The organism is Pseudomonas sp. MT3, assembly GCF_054720805.1.
Genome location: NZ_JBTVPY010000019.1, coordinates 1 through 18,624 on the forward strand (window position 1 = coordinate 1; position 18,624 = coordinate 18,624).

At 66.6% G+C, this 18,624-nt stretch carries 17 protein-coding genes; 8 read left to right on the forward strand and 9 right to left on the reverse strand.

Annotated features, from left to right (window positions below; all coding sequences use genetic code 11):
• The 6 genes from ACYCAX_RS18950 to ACYCAX_RS18975 all read right to left on the reverse strand — a co-directional run.
• On the reverse strand, positions 1–324 hold a 324-nt coding region (locus ACYCAX_RS18950), incomplete at its 3' end, for a hypothetical protein (RefSeq protein WP_460248588.1).
• Positions 325–1,273: 949 nt separating this feature from the next.
• Complete coding sequence (locus ACYCAX_RS18955) at positions 1,274–1,993, reverse strand: fimbrial biogenesis chaperone (protein ID WP_460248589.1); 720 nt, start codon at positions 1,991–1,993, stop codon at positions 1,274–1,276.
• Entirely contained in the window at positions 1,983–3,350 is a 1,368-nt protein-coding gene (locus tag ACYCAX_RS18960) for a fimbrial protein (protein WP_015475963.1), read from the reverse strand. The genes ACYCAX_RS18955 and ACYCAX_RS18960 overlap by 11 nt, the downstream gene beginning before the upstream one ends.
• A complete protein-coding gene (locus ACYCAX_RS18965; protein WP_294972863.1) occupies positions 3,347–5,941 on the reverse strand; it encodes a fimbria/pilus outer membrane usher protein in 2,595 nt (864 codons plus the stop codon). The genes ACYCAX_RS18960 and ACYCAX_RS18965 overlap by 4 nt, the downstream gene beginning before the upstream one ends.
• The gene (locus tag ACYCAX_RS18970) at positions 5,925–6,629 is read right to left on the reverse strand and encodes a fimbrial biogenesis chaperone (protein WP_460248651.1); all 705 of its coding nucleotides are present in this window, start codon (positions 6,627–6,629) and stop codon (positions 5,925–5,927) included. The genes ACYCAX_RS18965 and ACYCAX_RS18970 overlap by 17 nt, the downstream gene beginning before the upstream one ends.
• Positions 6,630–6,769: 140 nt before the next feature.
• The gene (locus tag ACYCAX_RS18975) at positions 6,770–7,312 is read right to left on the reverse strand and encodes a fimbrial protein (protein WP_294972859.1); all 543 of its coding nucleotides are present in this window, start codon (positions 7,310–7,312) and stop codon (positions 6,770–6,772) included.
• A gap of 267 nt (positions 7,313–7,579) precedes the next feature.
• Here ACYCAX_RS18975 and ACYCAX_RS18980 point away from each other — a divergent pair, with 267 nt between their 5' ends.
• From ACYCAX_RS18980 to chrA, 8 genes are all read left to right on the forward strand, one after another.
• On the forward strand, positions 7,580–7,948 hold the full coding sequence (locus tag ACYCAX_RS18980; RefSeq protein WP_015475967.1) for a YciI family protein: 369 nt from the start codon (positions 7,580–7,582) through the stop codon (positions 7,946–7,948).
• A 27-nt stretch (positions 7,949–7,975) separates the two neighbouring features.
• A complete protein-coding gene (locus tag ACYCAX_RS18985; RefSeq protein WP_460248590.1) occupies positions 7,976–8,506 on the forward strand; it encodes an SRPBCC family protein in 531 nt (176 codons plus the stop codon).
• 180 nt (positions 8,507–8,686) lie between these two features.
• Positions 8,687–9,469 (forward strand): DUF899 domain-containing protein, encoded by a 783-nt coding sequence (locus tag ACYCAX_RS18990; RefSeq protein ID WP_015475969.1) that lies wholly within the window; start codon positions 8,687–8,689, stop codon positions 9,467–9,469.
• A 26-nt stretch (positions 9,470–9,495) separates the two neighbouring features.
• The gene (locus ACYCAX_RS18995) at positions 9,496–9,930 is read left to right on the forward strand and encodes a YybH family protein (protein ID WP_460248591.1); all 435 of its coding nucleotides are present in this window, start codon (positions 9,496–9,498) and stop codon (positions 9,928–9,930) included.
• A 250-nt stretch (positions 9,931–10,180) separates the two neighbouring features.
• Positions 10,181–11,434, forward strand: coding sequence for an RNA polymerase sigma factor (locus ACYCAX_RS19000; protein WP_460248592.1), 1,254 nt, complete (start codon positions 10,181–10,183; stop codon positions 11,432–11,434).
• A 485-nt stretch (positions 11,435–11,919) separates the two neighbouring features.
• The gene (locus ACYCAX_RS19005; RefSeq protein WP_015475972.1) at positions 11,920–12,282 is read left to right on the forward strand and encodes a DUF3302 domain-containing protein; all 363 of its coding nucleotides are present in this window, start codon (positions 11,920–11,922) and stop codon (positions 12,280–12,282) included.
• Between the two features lie 2 nt (positions 12,283–12,284).
• The gene (locus tag ACYCAX_RS19010; RefSeq protein ID WP_015475973.1) at positions 12,285–13,244 is read left to right on the forward strand and encodes an HlyD family secretion protein; all 960 of its coding nucleotides are present in this window, start codon (positions 12,285–12,287) and stop codon (positions 13,242–13,244) included.
• Positions 13,245–13,353: 109 nt separating this feature from the next.
• Complete coding sequence (gene chrA / locus ACYCAX_RS19015) at positions 13,354–14,562, forward strand: chromate efflux transporter (protein WP_015475974.1); 1,209 nt, start codon at positions 13,354–13,356, stop codon at positions 14,560–14,562.
• A 48-nt stretch (positions 14,563–14,610) separates the two neighbouring features.
• Here chrA and ACYCAX_RS19020 read toward each other — a convergent pair whose 3' ends face one another.
• From ACYCAX_RS19020 to ACYCAX_RS19030, 3 genes are all read right to left on the reverse strand, one after another.
• Entirely contained in the window at positions 14,611–15,384 is a 774-nt protein-coding gene (locus ACYCAX_RS19020; RefSeq protein WP_015475975.1) for an SDR family NAD(P)-dependent oxidoreductase, read from the reverse strand.
• 256 nt (positions 15,385–15,640) lie between these two features.
• Complete coding sequence (locus ACYCAX_RS19025) at positions 15,641–16,444, reverse strand: gamma-glutamyl-gamma-aminobutyrate hydrolase family protein (RefSeq protein WP_015475976.1); 804 nt, start codon at positions 16,442–16,444, stop codon at positions 15,641–15,643.
• Positions 16,445–16,816: 372 nt separating this feature from the next.
• Positions 16,817–18,469, reverse strand: a complete 1,653-nt coding sequence (locus ACYCAX_RS19030; RefSeq protein WP_051070423.1) for a sensor domain-containing diguanylate cyclase — start codon at positions 18,467–18,469, stop codon at positions 16,817–16,819.
• Between the last annotated feature and the right edge of the window lie 155 nt (positions 18,470–18,624).

Here is an 18,624-nt window from a genome sequence, read left to right on the forward strand (position 1 = left end):
TTGCTTGGTGCCTTCGAGGGACAGATACGCGGGTGTTGGCATGAAAGCGCTCCTTGCCGTGATGAAGTGATGGGCCCCGGGGTCACATGACACCGCGGACATCGCTTTGCCAACAAGTTCCATGCCGGATATGGTGAGGTCACCGTACCACTTGGGCTGCAGCGTGTTTCGATAGCGACTCAAAGGCTGTATTTGCGGGCTGGAAGGGAAAATCTGAGCAGCTTCTTGCGCACTGCTGTGCAGCTTTCTGCCATCTGGCTCCAGGCCGCGAAAACACGGGGTTACAAGTAATATCAGGGTTCCAGAGGCGGCAATGATTTGCACAGCTGAGCATGAGCATGGTCTTGCCGGATACCGGCAGGATGAAGAGCGACTACTTGAGCAGCAAATAGCAAACCCTGCTGTACCCGCAAGCATGCCGCCCATTGTCGTGGACCTTGGTTTCGGCCTTGCACAGGTAGCCCATGCGGTAGAAGTACCCCGAGTAGCCTTCTGCGGCTATGCATGGGTGACACAGGGAAGGCACGAGCCATCGCTACCATGCTCTCTTCGTTTCTCTTGGGCTTGTCGGGGCGCTGTTGCCCGGCAGTGCTTCAACCGGACCTCAGAGGCCTTCCATCCCGATCCGGGAAGGCCGCGAATCCAGTCATGGTGCTCGTGGGCCGCTCGTTACCGTCATGCGATGAGGTGATGGTCCGAGCGACAGCTCGTGGTTAGTACCACGAGCTGTGTGGTGGCGGGTTATTCGGGTATGCGTTGCAGGTGTTGCTGCAGGCGGGTGAGGAAGCCGACTGCGTAGGCGGGCTGTGCATCCTTGGGCTAGATCGGTGGCAGGCCGGGTTGGTCGGCGAAGGGAGGAACGTTGCGGGTGAAGGTGTTGGCGGGAGGGTCGAGGGTGTTGTTGTCTGAAGTCATGAATGGAGCTCCGATGTAGGAAGGGAGCTGCCGCTTCGCTGTCAAACGAAGGAAGGCAGACCACGCGGGGTTGACAGACCGGACATCGGGCCGGCAGACCGCAAGCGGTCTCCCCGCGCGATCTGCCATGACGTCTTCAACCAAAAAACGTGGTCGAAACAGGTCCTGCAAAAAGCATTCGCCGCTTTTCGCATGCACCTGTTGGCGCAATCGCGCCGATGTTCCAGGCTGTCAAACCCGATCACGGATTTGGCCGTGACGGGTGCAGCAGAGGGGCGGCGTCGGAGGCGGACAAGGGGCAGGGTGCGCGCGCGGTAGCTATCGGCCGGGTCTGACAGGAGTTGAGGGCATGGCGCCGTCAGCGTAGCGCGCTCTTGCCCTGCTGGCTGTTGCCGCCGTCATCGATCCACAGGTAGCGCACTTCCCCGCCGCCCGCCGGCAATGCCTGGGTGGGCGTCAGCGTGCGCTTGCTGAACGGCGGCAGCAGCCCGGCTGGCAGGGGCGTGCCGGCGTTGCCCTGGCGCACGTCGGCGCCGGCCAGGGTGACGAAGTAGGGCGTCGGGTTGTCCACCTGCACGGCATCGCCCAGGCGGCGGAAGGTGAGCTGGCCGGGCGCCTCTTCGGCGTCGTTGGCCAGTGCGCGCGGACGGTAGATGACCTTCATCTGCGTGCGCAGGGTCACGGTCAGCCGGGACTGGCCCTCGGCGAGCGGTTCGTTGGACTGCGGCGGGATTTCGTAGAGGTTCAGCCAGTACAGCGACTCGCGGTCCTGCGGTAGCGCCTCCCCGGTATGGAGCAGGCGCAGGCTGCGCTGCTGCTCGGGGTTCAGGCGGAATACCGGCGGCAGCGGCATGATCGGCGCCTGGGCGGTCTCCGGTGCCGATTCGAGGTCGCCGTCGTCGATCCAGGTCTGCACGATCACTGGGTAGGCGTTCTGGTTGACCAGCAGCAGCGAGGCCTCGCGCTGGCCTTCGTGGAAGATCACCCGGGTGCGTTCGGCGGTCACGCCGGCCTGGGCATCCACGCCGGCCAGCAGGCACAGGCACAGCAGCAGGCCGCGCAGGCGTTCACTGGACACGGATCACCACCTGCGCGGTCGCCTCCACCCGGCCGGGGGTGACGGTGGGCATGCTGCCGATGCCGAGCTTTTCCAGGCGGGCGCGGAAGGTCTCGCTGTACTGGGTGATGCCGCCGTTGTCGCCGGTCTGGTTGGAGGCTGCGCCGATCACCGGGTACCAGCCGCGCGCCTCGGCGTTGCTGCCGTTGGCCGAATCGTCGTTGGCCAGCAGGTTCATTACGCTGCCGTTGCGCAGCAGGCGGATGCCCACACCCTGGGCCATGCCGGGCTGGCCGTAGCGGTCGGAAACCAGGTAGGACAACCCGCCGTTGGCGTTGACCAGCCCCAGGCCCGAGGATGCCGCCAAGGCCCCGGCGGAGACCTTGATGCCCAGCGCGGTGCCGCTGGTGCCGGTTTGGCTGGTGCTGGGGGTGGTGCTGCTGAGCACGCCGCTCTGGCACTTGAAGTCCACCTGGAACGGCATCTCGCGCGAGTTGCCGGCATTGATCTCGCCGATGGAGATCGATGGGAACACCACGTGCGGGGTAACGTTGGTGACGGCGCAGGTCGGGTAGCGCTTGAGCGTGACGTCGTTGTACAGGCTGATGGCGCCCGGCCAGTTGGTGTACCAGCCGGACCAGTTGCCGTAGTGGGTCTGGCCAACGTTGGGATAGGACAGCCCCGGCCCCTTGATGGCGATGTAGCCGGCCGGCTGGGTACGGCCATATATCTGCGATTTCGTATTCGGTGAATAGCCCTGGGTGGACTCCAGCGGCGCACTGAAGAGTTCGGCGCGGACCGCGCTGAGGTTCTTCGCCTTGACCAGTTGGAAGCCGCGCGAGTCGATGTCCAACCCGCTCAGCTGGCGTTCGCGCCAGACGTCGGTGAAGTACTGGCCGGTCTCCACGTGGGTCAGGCGCAGCAGCACGTTCGGCCAGGCCGTGCGGTAGGCGGCGGTCAGGCCGATGCTGTTGCCGACGCTGTCGCCGCCCTGGTACCAGCCGCTGTAGAGGTCGTCGCCGTTGGTGGAGAACATCTCGTACACCGCGTCGTCGGCGGCGCAGCGGAAGAACACTCGCTCCGGATCGTAGCCGGCGCTGGCGCCGTACTGGGTAAGCGGTACCACCGAGGCGGCGAGCAGGGTCGGGTAGGGCTGGAAACTGGGGTCGCTGACGTTGACCACGCTGGGCAGCCCCAGCTTGCCGTTGCAGGTATCGCAGGCACCGGTCCAAGCGTCGGCAGTGCCTTCTCCTGGACGAATCTGGTAGGTGGCGGTGGTCGTCGCGGAGCCGACAGAGGTAACCCTGTAGCAGGTTGCCCAGGCGCTCGGCGCCAGCAGCACGGCTACCAGCGGCAGCAGCCGGAGTGCGGAAGTCATGACGCCTCCTTGGTGGGGGTACAGGTACCTTGCAGGCGGATCAGCACCTGCTTGGGGTCCGTGCCTTTCAGCTCGTAAGGCAGCAGGCAGGCATCTTCGGCGCGTTCGCCCCATTGCACGCGCAGTTGGCCTTTCTCGCCCTCGGCGCGGGCGTAGACCTGCCCGCCCTGGCCGACCATGCCGATGTTCACGCCGTGGCTGTCGAGCACGTCGGCGCCCAGCGGCAGGGGCGAGTCATCCGGTAGCCGCGCCTGGATCAGCAACGGGTGGCCGGTCAGGGTCTTGAACTCGACGCGGACGGTGGCGCCGGCATAGGGCGCGATCTTGCGTTCGGTCTCGACCAGTTCGGCGTCTTCGCCGATTCCCTGCGGGTCGAGGCTGATGGGGTTGTAGCGGTATGGCGAGAGCGACGGCACCACGGCATAGCCGTTGCCGTCCACCCGTGCACCCTGGCCGCCGCGTACGCCGGCACCGCTGGCGCCCTTGGCCTCGACCAGGGCGAAGGTGTCGCCGACATAGGGGCCCAGGGTCAGGCCACCGCTGTGCAGGACGGCGGCGCCGCGCAGGCCGCCGTTGATCTGGCGGTAGCTGGAGCTTTCGGCGTAGCCGGCGTTGAGGGTGGCCACCGCGGTCTGTTTCTGCAGGTTGCCGTTCCAGTCGGTGCCCTGGCTTTCGCTGTCGCGTCCGGCGGAGAGCGCGTAGCTCAGTGTGCGGTCTGCGCCGAGGGTGCCATTGATACCGGTCTGGTAGCTGCTGCCACGGCTGTCGCCGGAACGCCGCGAAGCCATCGCGCTGAGGTTCGGCGCATTGCTGGTGGAGCCCAGCGGCATGGAAATGCTCAGGGTCAGGGTGTTGCTGCGGGTGTTGCCGTGCTGCACGTTGTAGTCGGGCGGCAGCGCCGGGTCGTAGTCGGTATCGATGTTGCGGTACCAGGTGGTCTGCTGGCGCGAGTAGGCCAGGTTGTAGCTGAGCTGGCGCCAGGTGTTGGAGTAGCCGAACTGCAGTTGGGTGTCGCGGCTCTTGCCGTCGTAGTAGTCGCTGGTGGAGCCGGACAGGTACAGGTTGCCGTAGTGGCCCAGCCCCTGGTTGACCAGCAGGGTGAACTGGTTGCGTTGCTTGTAGCTGCTCGAATCCCAGTTGTCGCCGTGGTCCGCCGCGTCGCGCGAGGCGAGCGCATCGCCCAGGTCGCGGTAGCCTTCGGTGGAGTAGCGGTAGCCGGCCAGGGTCAGCGTGGTGTCGGTGGGCTGGAAGGTACGGCTGTAGTTCAGCCCGACGCGCCAGCCTTCCTTGCGCTGGCCATTCTCCACGGTGGCGCTGGAGAACGTGGTATTCAGTCCGAAGGCGCCGTAGGGCGTGGCCAGCACGCCGCCGCCGAGCAGGGCGAGGTAGTCTTCCGCCACGCGCGTGCCGAGGTTGGCGGTGAGGGCGTTGGTCAGGCCGCGCTGGTAGGTGACGTCGCCGAACAGGTCGTTGCCGTCGCCGTACTGGCGCGCCTGGCCCACGGTGGCGCTGTAGCGCGACTGTCCCGGACGCATGGACTCGGGGACTGCGGAGAAGGGCACGGTGAAGCTCGAGACGCTGCCGTCGGCCTCGATCACCTGTACGTCGAGGTCGCCGTCGTAGGCGGTACCGTAGAGATCGTCGATCACGAAGGGGCCGGGAGCGACGTTGGTCTCGTGGATCTTGTTGCCGTTCTGGCTGATCACCACCCGCGCATTGGTATTGGCCGTGCCGCGTACCTGCGGTGCGTACTGGCGCTGCGAGTCGGGCAGCATGCGGTCGTCGGTGGCCAGGCGCGCGCCGCGATAGCCCATGCTGCCGAACAGGTTGCCTTCGGTGTAGCTGTCGCCCAGGGTCAGTTCGCTGCGCAGGCCGGGAACGGCGCGCTGGGCATAGGTGCGGATGCTGTTCCAGTCGCTGCGGGTCTGGCCGTCATAGCTGGAATAGGTGTAGTTGGACTGGTGGCGCAGGCGCCACAGGCCGAGGTTGATGCCGCCATTGAGACCCAGGTAGCCATAGTCCGAGTCGCCGCCGCCGGCGCTGTCGAAGGTGGAGCGGTACAGGTTGGCGTCGTAGTTGACGAAGGCCATCGTGCTGCCGGCGTCCCACTCGTCCGGGCTGACATAGCCGCGCGGCTTGATGTCCAGCAGGGCCTGCGGAACGGAAAGGTCCAGGCGCAGGCGGGCGGTGTCGAGGTTGAAAGTGGAGCCGGGCAGGCGCTCGCTCAGGCTGTGGCAGCCACCCTGGTCGTCGCGGCCGGCCTTGGGATCCGGGCGTACTCCCAGGCTCTGGCGCAGGAAGCGTTCGCTGAGGCAGGGTTCCACGCTATCGCCGCGTGCGCGGAATTCCACTTCCGCGCGGCTGGCGTACTTGCCGTTGAGGTAAAGGTCGACGTGGTAGTTGCCGGGGTCGACCTGGTTGGCGCGGTTGAAACGCTCCAGGCTGCCGCCGGCCAGCCTCGAACCCATCAGCAGGCTGTCGTCGAAACGATAATCCGCGTCCCCGTTGGCCACCCCCGCCACCGCCAGGGCCAGGCTGCCGAGGGCGATAGGGACGATGGGGCCGCGGAAGAGTTCAGCGCGGCAGGTCATGGCGAACGTCCACTCGCGCGCCATAGTCGTTGATCAACAGGGCGTGCAGGCGGGGAGTGCCGGCCGGCAGTGCGGCGGGTTTGTCCGCGGTCCATTCCGCTGTGCTGCGGGGAGGCAGCATGCTGGTCCGCAGTGTCCATTGGCGCTCGCCGACGCTGAGCGTTGCGCTGCCGAACGAGGCATGGAAACCGGTGGGGTTCTCTACCCGCACGCGCCAGTTGCCAGCGCTCTGCACCAGGCTGAAGTTCAGTTTTTCAGGCAACTGTTCCGGGCTGCCGGGGATGCCGGCCGGACGGTAGAACAGCTTCAGGCGGTTGCGCAGCATCACCAGCATCTGGTTGCGGTCTGCCTTCGCCACGTTGCGGGGCGGGATCTGCAGCACGTTGAGGTAGAACAGCGACTCGCGGTCCTGCGGCAGGCCCGAGCCGGTGAAGAGAATGCGCAGGGTCTGGCCGCTGCCGGGGGCCATGCGCGAGACAGCCGGATTGACCAGGAACGGCGCCTTGGCGGTGTCCGGGGTGGAGGCCGGATCGTCGACGTCGATCCACGCCTGCACCACGTTGGGGAAGGTGTCCTGGTTGGTCATCTGCACGGTTTTCTCCCGTGCGTCGCCGGGATAGATCACCCGGGTGCCGGTGATCACCACGCTGGCCTGGACCATCGAGGCGGCGGCCGACGCCAACAGCATGGCGAGCGCGAGCGTCGCCGCACGGAGGGGCCGCAGTGGGAGGGCATTCATCATGTTCACCTTAAGCCGGGCCGTTCAGGGCGTGGCCGCCCTGAACGGATCGACGCAATGAGGTGCGGCACCTGGGCGGTGCCGCTGGATCACTCGTAGCGCAGGGTGTAGGTCACCGAGCCAAGCACCGGGCCAGGGGTGACGGTGGCGGCTTCGGCCACATACTGCACGGCATAGTCGTAGGTGGTGCTGGTCTCGCCGTCGGCGAGGACGATGTCGCCCGCCTCGACCGCCGCGCCGCCCGCCAGGTTGATGGCGCTACCGCCCGGGGCCTCGAGCAGTTGCAGGGCTACGCCGGTGGCGCCACCGGCGGCGGTGTTGGTCAGGTTGCCGGCGGCGCTGGCGTTGGTCGCCTGGAACAGGGTGGTGAAGTGCTCGGCAGCGCCGGACGGGGCGACACAGCCGGTCAGTTGCATGGTGAAGGTGGTTTCACCGGTGACCGAGCCCAGACCGCTGAAGGCACTGGTCGGTACGCTTTCGAGGATAACGGTCGGGTCGGTGTTGCCGTCCACGACTGCCGAACAGGTCTGGTCGGTTACCTCGCCGCTGAAGTTGATGGTATTGCTGGCGGATGCAATTCCCGGCGCAACGATGATTGCTGCGACAGCCAGGGCAGTTGCGTGAAGTTTCATTCTCTTTGCTCCATGGTCAGGGGGCGTTTCCCCAAGAGAATGCTGCGGCCACTGCGGCCCAGAGTATCTGAGAGGATTCTGAAAAGGACTGCGATGGGGGTAGCGGAGCGTCCAGGGGCGGTTGCCGACCAGTGGCGAAAAGAACGTGGCAGAGCGTCGCGTGGGCTACTCCGGTGGCGCCGTCGAAAAAATTCGCCAGGGTCTGTCGATTTCCGTTGCCGCGCTTCGACTATGGGTTGAACGAGGTCGCCAAGCCGGGAGCCGAGCATGAAATACCTCTGCCTGATCTACGTCGACGACACGCGCGTCGCCAGCCTGCCGGCCGCAGTGTTCCGCCAGGTGATCGACGAGTGCCGCTGCAATGAGGAACGGCTGCGCGAAAACGGCCAGTTGCTGGCGGCGCAGGCACTGGAGCCGGCGGAGACCGCCACCACGTTGCGCCATGCCGAGGGCGTGCCGACGATCACCGACGGGCCGTTCGCCGAGACCAGGGAGCACCTGGGCGGCTTCGTGCTGCTGGAGGCGCGTGATCTCAACGAGGCATTGCAGATCGCCGGCCGCCTGCCGTCGGGCCGGTTGGGCTGCGTCGAGGTTCGACCGGTCCGCGACTGGGATCGCTACTTCGCCGGGCAATGAGCCCATCGACACCATCAGGAGGATGTCATGTTCAAGTGGATTGCAGTGGTCGTGGTACTGGCGGTGGTCGTGGTGCTGGTCCTGGCGGCGAGCCGGCCGGACAGCTTCCGCGTGGAGCGCACGGTGCGTATCCAGGCGCCACCGGAGAAGGTCTACGCCTATATCGAGGACTTCCACCTGTGGCCGCAATGGTCGCCCTTCGAGAAACTCGACCCGGACATGCAGCGCAGCTTCTCGGGCGCGGCCAAGGGGCTGGGCGCGGTGTACGCCTGGGCCGGCAACGGCAAGGCCGGGGCAGGGCGCATGGAAATCATCGAGAGCACACGGGCTTCGCGGGTGACCATCGCGCTGGACTTCCTCAAGCCGTTCAAGGCCAGCAACACCGCCGAGTTCACCCTGCTGCCGCGCGACGGCGCCACCGAGGTGACCTGGGCGATGTTCGGCCCCACGCCCTTCGTGGCGAAGATCATCCACCTGTTCTTCAGCATGGACGGCATGGTCGGCCAGGACTTCGAGACAGGCCTTGCCACCCTCAAGTGGCTCAGCGAGCAGGGCTGAGCCCGCCAGGGCGCCGCCCGAGGAGGTCCGCCATGTGCCCCGTGTGCCTTTCCACCCTGACGCTGGCAGTGTCCGGCGTCCTCTCCGCCGGCGGCGCCAGCGCGTTCGCCATCATCCGCCTGCGTGGCAAACGCCGCGTACGTCCCAACCGCAACCGGGTCATCCCCAGGAGCGTGCATCATGAATCTCGCCAACCAAGCCTTCCCCCGCGTGGTGTCACGTGATGAGTGGCTGCAGGCGCGCAAGCGCCTGCTGGAGCAGGAGAAGGCCGCCACCCATGCCCGCGATGCGCTGAGCGCCGTGCGGCGGGCGCTGCCGGTGGTGCGCATCGACAAGGACTACCGTTTCGAAGGCCCGCGCGGCCCGCTGCGGCTGGTGGACCTGTTCGAGGGGCGCCCGCAACTGATCGTCTACCACTTCATGTTCCACCGCGACAAAGCCCTGGGCTGCGAAGGCTGCTCCTTCCTTATCGACAACCTGGGCCGGCTGGAGCACCTGCATGCGCGCGGCACCACCCTGGCGATGGTTTCCCGCGCGCCGCTGGAGGAGATCGCACCGTTCCGGGAGCGCATGGGCTGGCACCTGCCCTGGTATTCCTCGTTCGGCAGCGACTTCAACTACGACTTCCACGTCAGCATCGACGAGGCGGTCGCGCCGGTGCAGTACAACTACCGCGACAAGGCGGAACTCGAACGTCTCGGCCAGGGCTACCACGTGCAGGGCGAGCAGCCGGGCATGAGCGTCTTCCTGCGCGATGGCGACCAGGTGTTCCATAGTTATTCGACCTATGGACGCGGACTGGAAGCGCCGCTGTTCACCTACCATCTGCTCGACCTCACGCCGCTGGGGCGCGGCGAAGGCTGGGGTGGCATGCCCGACTACCAAGGCAAGGGCATGAACTGGACGCGCTTCCACGACGAGTACGACGAGCCCGCCAAACCGCACGGCTGCTGTGCATCCTGAACCGACGAAGAGAGGAGGACACTCCCATGACCACCGCCGACAACACCCACGCCGAACTGCACGCGCTGCTGGAAAACTGGGTGAGCGCCGTGCGTGCCCTTGACGTGCCGGGCATCACCGCTCACTACAGCCGCGATATCCTCGCCTTCGATGCGGTGAAACAGTTGCAGTTCAAGGGCGTGGACGCCTACGCCAGGCACTGGAGCGAGTGCCTGCAGATGTGCACCCAGCACACCTTCGACATGCATCAGCTGAGCTTCGAGTCCTCCGGCGACATCGCCTTCGGCCATTACCTGGCCTACTGCGGCGGGACCGACCAGGATGGCGTCCAGAACGCCTCCTGGGTACGTGTCACGGTCGGCCTGCGCCGCGAACAGGGGCAGTGGAAGATCGCGCATGAGCACTACTCGATTCCGTTCGACCCGCTGACCGGACAATTGCTGTTCGATGCCAGGCCGTAAGCCGCCCGCGCATGGGGACCGCCCCGCCTGTAGGGGCGAGCTTGCTCGCGAACCGCCCAATACCGATACGGCCTGGGAACACTGTTCGCGAGCAAGCGCGCTCCTACGAAAGACGCGAGCCAGGGCGTTACCGCCATCAAGCGAAATACCCCGCAACGATCTCCCCCGCACACCCGTCCGGCCGCTTCCCACGTCGCCGAAAACCCGTGCAGGATAGGCAGACCCCTCTCCGCCAAGGACGCCGGCAACCATGCACGACTACGCCCCACAGGCCCTGCGCGATGTGGTGGACGATATCTACCGCCGCGAATCGCGCCGCGTGCTGGCCACCCTGATCCGCCTGCTGGGTGATTTCGACCTGGCCGAGGAGGCGTTGCACGAAGCCTTCGTCGCCGCCGTGGAGCAGTGGCGGCGCGACGGCGTGCCGGCCAATCCGCGCGCCTGGCTGGTGTCCGCCGGACGCTTCAAGGCCATCGACGGCCTGCGCCGTCGTTCGCGCTTCGACGCCTCGCTGCTGCAGATCGCCGAACAACTGGAGATCGACACCCAGGCGGTGGAGGAACAGGCCGACGAGAGCGTCGAGGACGACCGCCTGCGCCTGATCTTCACCTGCTGTCACCCGGCGTTGCCGGTGGATGCCCAGGTGCCGCTGACCCTGCGCGAAGTCTGCGACCTGAAGACCGAGGAAATCGCCCGCGCCTACCTGGTTTCGCCCTCCACCATCGCCCAGCGCATCGTCCGCGCCAAGGCGAAGATCCGCGATGCGCAGATTCCCTACCAGGTGCCGGAGGCCGCCGAGTTGCCCGAACGTCTGGCCAGCGTGCTGCGGGTGATCTACCTGGTGTTCAACGAAGGCTATTCGGCGTCGGCGGGCGATTCGCTGACCCGCACCGACCTGTCCGCCGAAGCCATACGGCTGGGCCGCCAGTTGCTCGAGCTGCTGCCCGATGCGGAAGTGATGGGGTTGCTGGCGCTGATGCTGCTGCACGAGTCGCGGCGCGAGGCGCGTACCGGCCGGGACGGGCGGATGGTGCTGCTCGAACAGCAGGATCGCCGGCACTGGAGCCGCGAGCGGATCGACGAGGGCCGGCAGTTGATCGTCGCCGCGCTGGCGACCCGCCAGGTCGGCCCCTACACCCTGCAGGCGGCGATTTCCGCCGTGCATGCGGTGGCGCCCGACTTCGCCAGCACCGACTGGGTGGAGATCGTCGACCTCTACGACGCGCTGCTGGGCATCCAGCCCTCGCCGGTGATCGAGCTCAATCGCGCGGTAGCGCTGGCCATGCGCGACGGCCCGCAGGCCGGGCTTGCGCAGGTGGACGCCATCCTCGCCCGTGGCGAGCTGCAGGATTACCACCTGGCCCACGCGGCCCGCGCCGACCTGTGCCGGCGCCTGGATCGTCGCGACGAGGCCCGCGAGTCCTACCTTCGGGCCCTGGAACTGGTGCGGCAGGAGCCGGAGCGGCGTTTCCTGGAGCAGCGCCTGCGCGAACTGGCCGAATGACCGCCGCGTGCGCCGGTAGGCTCGAGCCATTGCGAGCGCCATCGGTGGCATGATCGCCGGTCCCGCGCGTTCGCCCCCGCTGCCAGCGCCGGAGGGCCGCCACCGCCTTCATGCTTCGGAACAGACTGGCAGGGCCGATCCGAACCCACTGATCAACGGCGTTTTTTGTGCGCGCGACGGCGTCGTGCGGGCTGCGCCTCGGCTACGCTGGAACATGGGGATCGCCCGCGGCAACCGGGCCATCGACGACAGCGTGCGGACCTTGGAAAGCCAGCGAAAGACTGGACATTCCACGGCGGTAGTCGGAGATCGGCTGACAGGGGCGGAGCGGACATTCACACCTATGCCGATCCGCTTCGACGATCCAGGCGGTCGAGCCGATCCGGCCTGTTTCTGGGGCTCGGGTCGGGTGCGAACAACCCGCGGCAGCGCGCGGCGCAACGGCGCAATGAGATTTGAATCGATGGCCATTTCGAGGAAAGACCATGCTTGATTACTTTGCCCTGGGGGTGCTGTGCTTCGTCGGGGTGGTGCTGTTCTACGGCATCATCGTGCTGCACGACATACCCTATGAGATCGCGGTGCACCGCAAGCACCCGCACCAGGACGCGATCCACGCCGCTGGCTGGGTCAGCCTGTTCACCCTGCATGCCCTGTGGCCGTTCCTGTGGATCTGGGCGATGCTCTACCGCGAGGACCGTGGCTGGGGCTTCCGTGACGGCGGCTCGCCCAAGGAACACGTGCAGCACCTGGAAGCCCAGGTCAGCGAACTGCAGGCGCGCCTGGAGCGACTGGAGGCCAGGGTGCCACCGGAGCCGCAGGGCTCCATCCAGGAAGGAGGGCGCTGAAGATGGATCTCCTGCTCGTCCTGACCTATACCGCGTTCTGCATCGCCATCTTCAAGATCTTCAAGATCCCGTTGAACAAGTGGAGCGTTCCCACCGCCGTGCTGGGGGGCGTGGTGCTGATCGGTACGCTGATCTTCACCATGAACTACAACCACCCCTACAGCGAGGCGGCGCGCACCTACTTCATCTCCACGCCGATCGTCCCCGTGGTGTCGGGCGACGTGGTCGAGGTGCCGGTCAAGGGGAATGAAATGCTGAACAAGGGGGATGTGCTGTTCCGCATCGATCCCTTGCCGTTCCAGGACAAGGTGCATTCCCTGCAGGCGCAACTGGTTTCGGCGCGCGCCGACCTGAGCCGGGCCAGCGAACTGTTCCGGCGCAACGTCGGCAACCGCCGCGACGTCGATGTGCTTAACGCGCGCGTCAACGATCTCTCCGCGCAACTGTCGACCGCCCAGTACAACCTCGACCACACCACGGTGCGCGCGCCGTCGCGCGGCTATGTCACCCATGTGTCGTTGCGCCCGGGGATGCGCGTGAGCAAGCTGCCGCTGCGCCCGCCGATGGTGTTCATTCCGGATGAAGGCCAGTACTTCGTGGCCTGGATGCGCCAGAACAGCCAACTGCGCCTGAGCCCCGGCGACCAGGCCGAGGTTGCGTTCGACGGCATTCCGGGGGAGGTGTTCCAGGGCAAGGTCAAGCAGGTCATCGCGGTGATCGGCGAAGGCCAGGTGCAGCCCTCGGGCACGCTGATCAGCTACACGACGTCGCCGCCGCCGGGACGGGTGCCGGTGTTCATCGAGATCACCGATCCGGCCTACGATCAGTACAAGAACCTGATGCCGGGTGGCTCCTACGGGCAGGCGGCGATCTATACCGAGCACTTCCACCACGTGGCGATCATCCGCAAGGTCCTCCTGCGCATGGCTGCCTGGATGAACTACATCTTCCCGTTCCACTGATGGCCTGAGCCGATGACCGCCATGCGCCTGTCGCATTGGCGGTTTATCCTCGGACGGTCCTGGCCGTCCGAGGAGGGCGGTGTCTGTTCCCGGAAGGTTGTCGCCACGCATGTTCCCGCCACGCCGGACCGAAGCGTCCGTTTCCGTTCTCAGGGTCTTCCTGATCTTCCTGCGCCTGGGGCTGACCTCCTTCGGCGGCCCGGTGGCGCACCTGGGCTACTTCCGCGAGGAGTTCGTCCACCGGCGCCGTTGGCTGGATGAAGCCCACTACGCGGAGCTGATCGGCCTCTGCCAGTTCCTGCCGGGGCCGGCCAGCAGCCAGGTCGGCATGGCCCTGGGGGCCCTGCGCGCCGGCCAGGCCGGTGCCGTGGCGGCCTGGCTGGGCTTCACGCTGCCTTCGGCGCTGCTCATGGCTCTGTTCGCCCTGGGACTGAGCGGCCAGGCCGGCTGGCTGCCCGCCGGCGCCTTGCACGGGCTGATGCTGGTTTCGGTGGCGGTGGTCGTGCAGGCGGTCTGGGGGATGGCCCGCTCGCTGTGCCCGGACTGGCCGCGACGGGCGCTGATGCTGGCGGCGGCGCTGCTGGCGTTGCTCTGGCCGGGCGCCGTGGGGCAGGTGCTGTTGATCGTCGCGGCCGGCGTGATCGGCGTACTGGCGCTGCGTCCGCCGCCGGTGCCGGAGAGCCCGTCCTGGGCCGGACTGCCCTCGCGCCGTATCGGCGCAGTCTATCTGCTGCTGTTCTTCGTCCTGTTGGCACTGCTGCCGGTGCTGGCCGGTCTGGCGTCCAGCAGCGCGCTGGCGCGCTTCGAGGCCTTCTACCGGGTAGGGGCGCTGGTGTTCGGCGGCGGCCACGTGGTGCTGCCGTTGTTGCAGGCCGCCGTGGTCGAGCCGGGCTGGGTCGACGGGCAGGCTTTTCTCGCCGGTTATGGCGCTGCCCAGGCGATGCCGGGGCCGCTGTTCAGCTTCGCCGCCTTCCTCGGGGCGGCGATGCAGTCCCCTCCCGGCGGCGCGTGGGGCGCGCTGCTCTGCCTGCTGGCGATCTTCCTGCCGTCCTTCCTGCTGGTGCTCGGCGTGCTGCCGTTCTGGGACAGCGTGCGGCGCCGGCGCTGGCTGCGCGCGGCGCTGGCGGGGGTGAACGCGGGCGTGGTCGGCCTGCTGCTGGCGGCGCTCTACCAGCCGATCGGCCGTGACGCCATCGCCGGGCCACTGGACATTGGCCTGGTCGCGCTGGCCTACCTGGCGTTGGCCAGCGGCAAGCTGCCAGTGTGGGCGCTGGTCCTGCTGGCGGCGCTGCTCGGAGTCCTGGTCGGCGCCTTGTAAGGACTGGCCCGCCGCGAAAACCGGCGGTCTTCGCGGCGTGGCGAGGGGTTACAGGCTGCTCACCAGGTGTCCGCCATCCACCGCCAGCACGGCGCCGGTCATGAAGGCGCCGGCGTCGCTGGCCAGCAGCAGGAAGGGGCCTTCCAGCTCGCGGAGCTGGCCCAGGCGGCGCATGGGCACGGTATCGCGGATATAGGCCTGGCCCTTGTCGCTGTCGAAATAGGCGTCGTTCATTTCCGTCTTGAAGTAGCCCGGCGCGATGGCGTTGACCCGCACCTGGTAGCGTGCCAGCTCCAGGGCCAGGGACTTGCTCAACTGCACTACGCCGGCCTTGGCCGCGCAGTAATGGCTGTAGCCGCCGCCCACGCGCAGGCCGAGGATCGAGGCGATGTTGACGATGCTGCCGCCGCGCTGGGCCTTGGCCAGGCGCTGCGCCGCGCACTGGGCGACGCGCCAGACGCCGTCGAGGTTGGTGGAAAGCATGCTGCGCCAGTCGTCCTCGTTGATCTCCAGCGCGCGCTGGCCATTGCCGATGCCGGCGTTGTTGAGCACCACGTCGACCACGCCGAACTGCGCTTCGGCGCTGTCGAAGGCTGCCTCCACGCTGGCGCGGTCGGTCACGTCCAGCGCCACCGCGAGGGCTTCGCCGCCGTCGTGGCGGATGGCGTCGGCCAGCTGCGCCAGGCGCTCGGTACGCCGTGCGGCCAGTACCACCCTGGCTCCGGCCTGGGCGGCGACCCGCGCCAGATGGGCACCGATACCGCTGGAGGCGCCGGTGATCAGTACGGTCTTGCCGGCCAGGGAGAAGAGGTCGTTGCTCATGGCTGTACCTTTGTCGTCAGAGCGAAATCGCTGATCGCCAAGGTTAGCCCGAAGCGCCCTCAAGGGCATGCAGGGTGCGCCATTCGCACCGCGAATGACGAGCCCCAGGGGCTCTTCGTAGGAGCGAGCTTGCTCGCGAACGGCCCAACGCAGGAGCACTACTGAAATCCGTTCGCGAGCAAGCTCGTTCCTACAGGGAGCAGAAAGGAAAAAGCCCGGCGCAAGGGCCGGGCTTTTTCAGGGCGCGGGAAGCGAATCAGGCCGCGAGTGCGCGGGCCTGCTTCTTCTTCACCTGCGCGCGGCAGGCATCGCCGAACGCCTTGAAGATCTTCACCGAGTCGGGGTTCTGCGCGGCCTTCCATTCCGGGTGCCACTGCACCGCGAAGAGGAAGGGCGACAGGGTTGGGGCGTGGATCGCCTCGACCAGGCCGTCTTCGGCATGGGCGATGGGTTCGATGCCCTTGCCGAGGTTCTTCAGGCCCTGGCCGTGCAGCGAGTTCACGCGGATCTCGTCGCCCAGCAACTGCTGCAGCCAACTGCCCGGGATCGGACGAACGCCGTGAACCTGGCTGTACTGCACGTCGACCGGGTCTTCGGGATTCTCGCGATGGTCGTTGAAGCCGGGCTCGGCGTAGACCTTCTGGTAGATGTCGCCGCCGAGGGCAACGTTGATTTCCTGCATGCCACGGCAGATGCCGAAGATCGGCAGGCCACGGGCGATGGCGGCCTTGATCAGCGGCATGTCGAAGTTGTCGCGGTCCTTGTCCTGGCCCTTGCCGGGAGTCTCGTTCTCCTGGCCATAGAGCGCCGGATCGATGTTGCTGCCGGCGCCGGTGAGGTACACGCCGTCGGCCATGTCCAGGTATTGCTCGAGGTCTTCGATACCGCAGCAGGTCGGTACCAGCACCGGCACGCACTCGGCCTGTTCGACCAGGGGCACGATGTATTTGTGGGTCATTACCTGATAGTCGTGGCCTTTGCGCTCTTGGCTGCCCATGGACATCAGGACGACGGGTTTGCGGAGGGTCTGTTTCTTGTTGCCAATGTTGCTGTTGGACATATGTCACCTTTGGACGGGCTGCAGCCCATCGTTTTTGTGCAGGCGCGCAGCTGAAGAGCACGCTACCTGAGGTCCCGAGCACTGCCGGGAACGCACAGAAGGCGAAGTTTCCCGGTCGAAACCTGCCTACCAGCCTGCCAGAGCCGTTAAATATGTCAAACGAAATCGCTGATTGGCGTCAAAAATAATGACCGAAGTCTTGTCGAGAAATAAGAGTAATGCTTTGTTTTTTAAGGATTTTTTAAAATAACCAAGCAAAGCAAAAAGTCCATTATTTACAACGTTCGTAAATAATGGTGAAAAATTCTGAACATTTTTTCATGGCAGCGGCAGGGCGCGCCGGGCGGCGCGCTCTGCCTCGCGGGTTGCCGCTCAGTCGCACTCGATGCGGTTACGGCCGTTCTGCTTGGCGCGATAGAGCGCGCTGTCGCTGCGCGAAAGGGCGGCCTCGGCGGAGACGTCGTTGGCCTGGAGGGTAGCGACGCCGATGCTGATGCTCAGCGGGATGCGTTCGCAGCCCAGGAGCAGCGGCCGGTCGGCCAGTTGCTGCTGCAGGCGCCTGGCGAAGGTCACCGCGCTGCTGACGTCGGCGTCGCCGAGCACGATGGCGAACTCCTCGCCGCCCATGCGTCCGGCGAAATCGATGCGACGGATCGCCCGCCCGAGAATGCCGGCGAAGTGGCGCAGCGCCTCGTCTCCGATGCCGTGGCCCCAGCGGTCGTTGATGGCCTTGAAGTGGTCCAGGTCGCACATCAGGATCGCGGCACTGCGCGTCAGCGAACGCTGCACGCGGCCCAGCTCGGCCTCGATCAGTTGCATGAAGTGGCGGCGGTTGGGCAACTGGGTGAGGAAGTCGGTGGTTGCCAGCACCTGTAGCTCGACTTCGATGCGTTTGCGCTCGGTGACGTCGGTGACCAGGCCGTGCCAGATCACGCTGCCGTCGGCCAGGCGCTTGGGCTGGGCGTTGCCCTGGCGCCAGAGGATGCCGCGTCCGGGAAGCTGCACGCGGAACTCATGCCGCCACGGATGCAGCGTCGAGGCGGAGAGGTCCAGCGAGGCGAGGAGCGCGGGCAGGTCGTCCGGGTGGACCCGGTCGTGCAGGACCGCCGCATTACCGCTGATCTGCTCGGCGGTCATGCCGTAGATGTCCATCACACCGGCGCTGACGTAGGGGAAGGTGCTGGTGCCATCGGGCCGGTGCCGGAACTGGAAGACCATGCCGGGGATTTCATCGGTCAGGTCGGTCAGCAGTTCGACGTTCTGCCGCAACTGTTCCGAGACGCTCCGCAACGCGGTGATGTCGGTGGTGGTGCCGATCATGCGCAAGGGGCGGCCGGCATCGTCGCGCTCGATCACCTTGCCGCGGCTGCAGACCCAGATGTAGTGACCATCCTTGTGGCGCAGCCGGTGCTCCACTTCATAGGCCGGGGTGTGGCCGTCGAAGTGTGCGCTGATGGTCGCCTGGACGTAGTCGAGATCGTCGGGGTGAACGCGCGCATAGGCGTCTTCGATGCGCTTGCCGACTTCGTCGTCGGTGTAGCCCAGCAGGGCCTTCCAGCCGGGGGAATAGTGAATCTCGCCGCTGGGGACGTGCCGGTCCCACACGCCGGTACCGCTGCCGGCGATGGCCAGTGCCAGGCGTCGTTCATCGGGGCGCTCCAGCAGTTCCCGGGCGATGCTGGCGGCATCGTCCAGCGCGCCGCGCGCGGCGACATCCAGTGCGCGTGGTTGGTTGTCCAGCACGCACAGCCAGCCGAGGGCGGCGCCGTCGGCGGCATGCAGGACGACGACCGCCAGCGGGTACAGGTCGGCTTCGCGGGTGCGCAGGGGAGCCGAAGCGGCATTCAGGCAAAGCAGGGTGGCGAAGGATTGCGCCGCTTCGCGGGCCAGGCCATCGAAACCCAGCAGGCGGCCGTGGACGTCGGCCAGCAAGGCGGCGGCCGCGCCGAGTGGATAGCGGGCAAGGCGTAGGAGACTGTCGAATCGCCCGTACTCCTGAACATCAGGATCACTGGAAGTTTGCATCGGATGGCTGCTTCTTCACCGGAGAGTGGGGGCGTTTCCCTGTCTGGCGGAGGGGCGGGGGGCCTCGCGTCCGGCAGATGGCCCTATGAGATCACGCGCGGGCACGCGCCACAATCTCCACATGAAGGACGGGCGACGAGTGAACTGATGGCCCG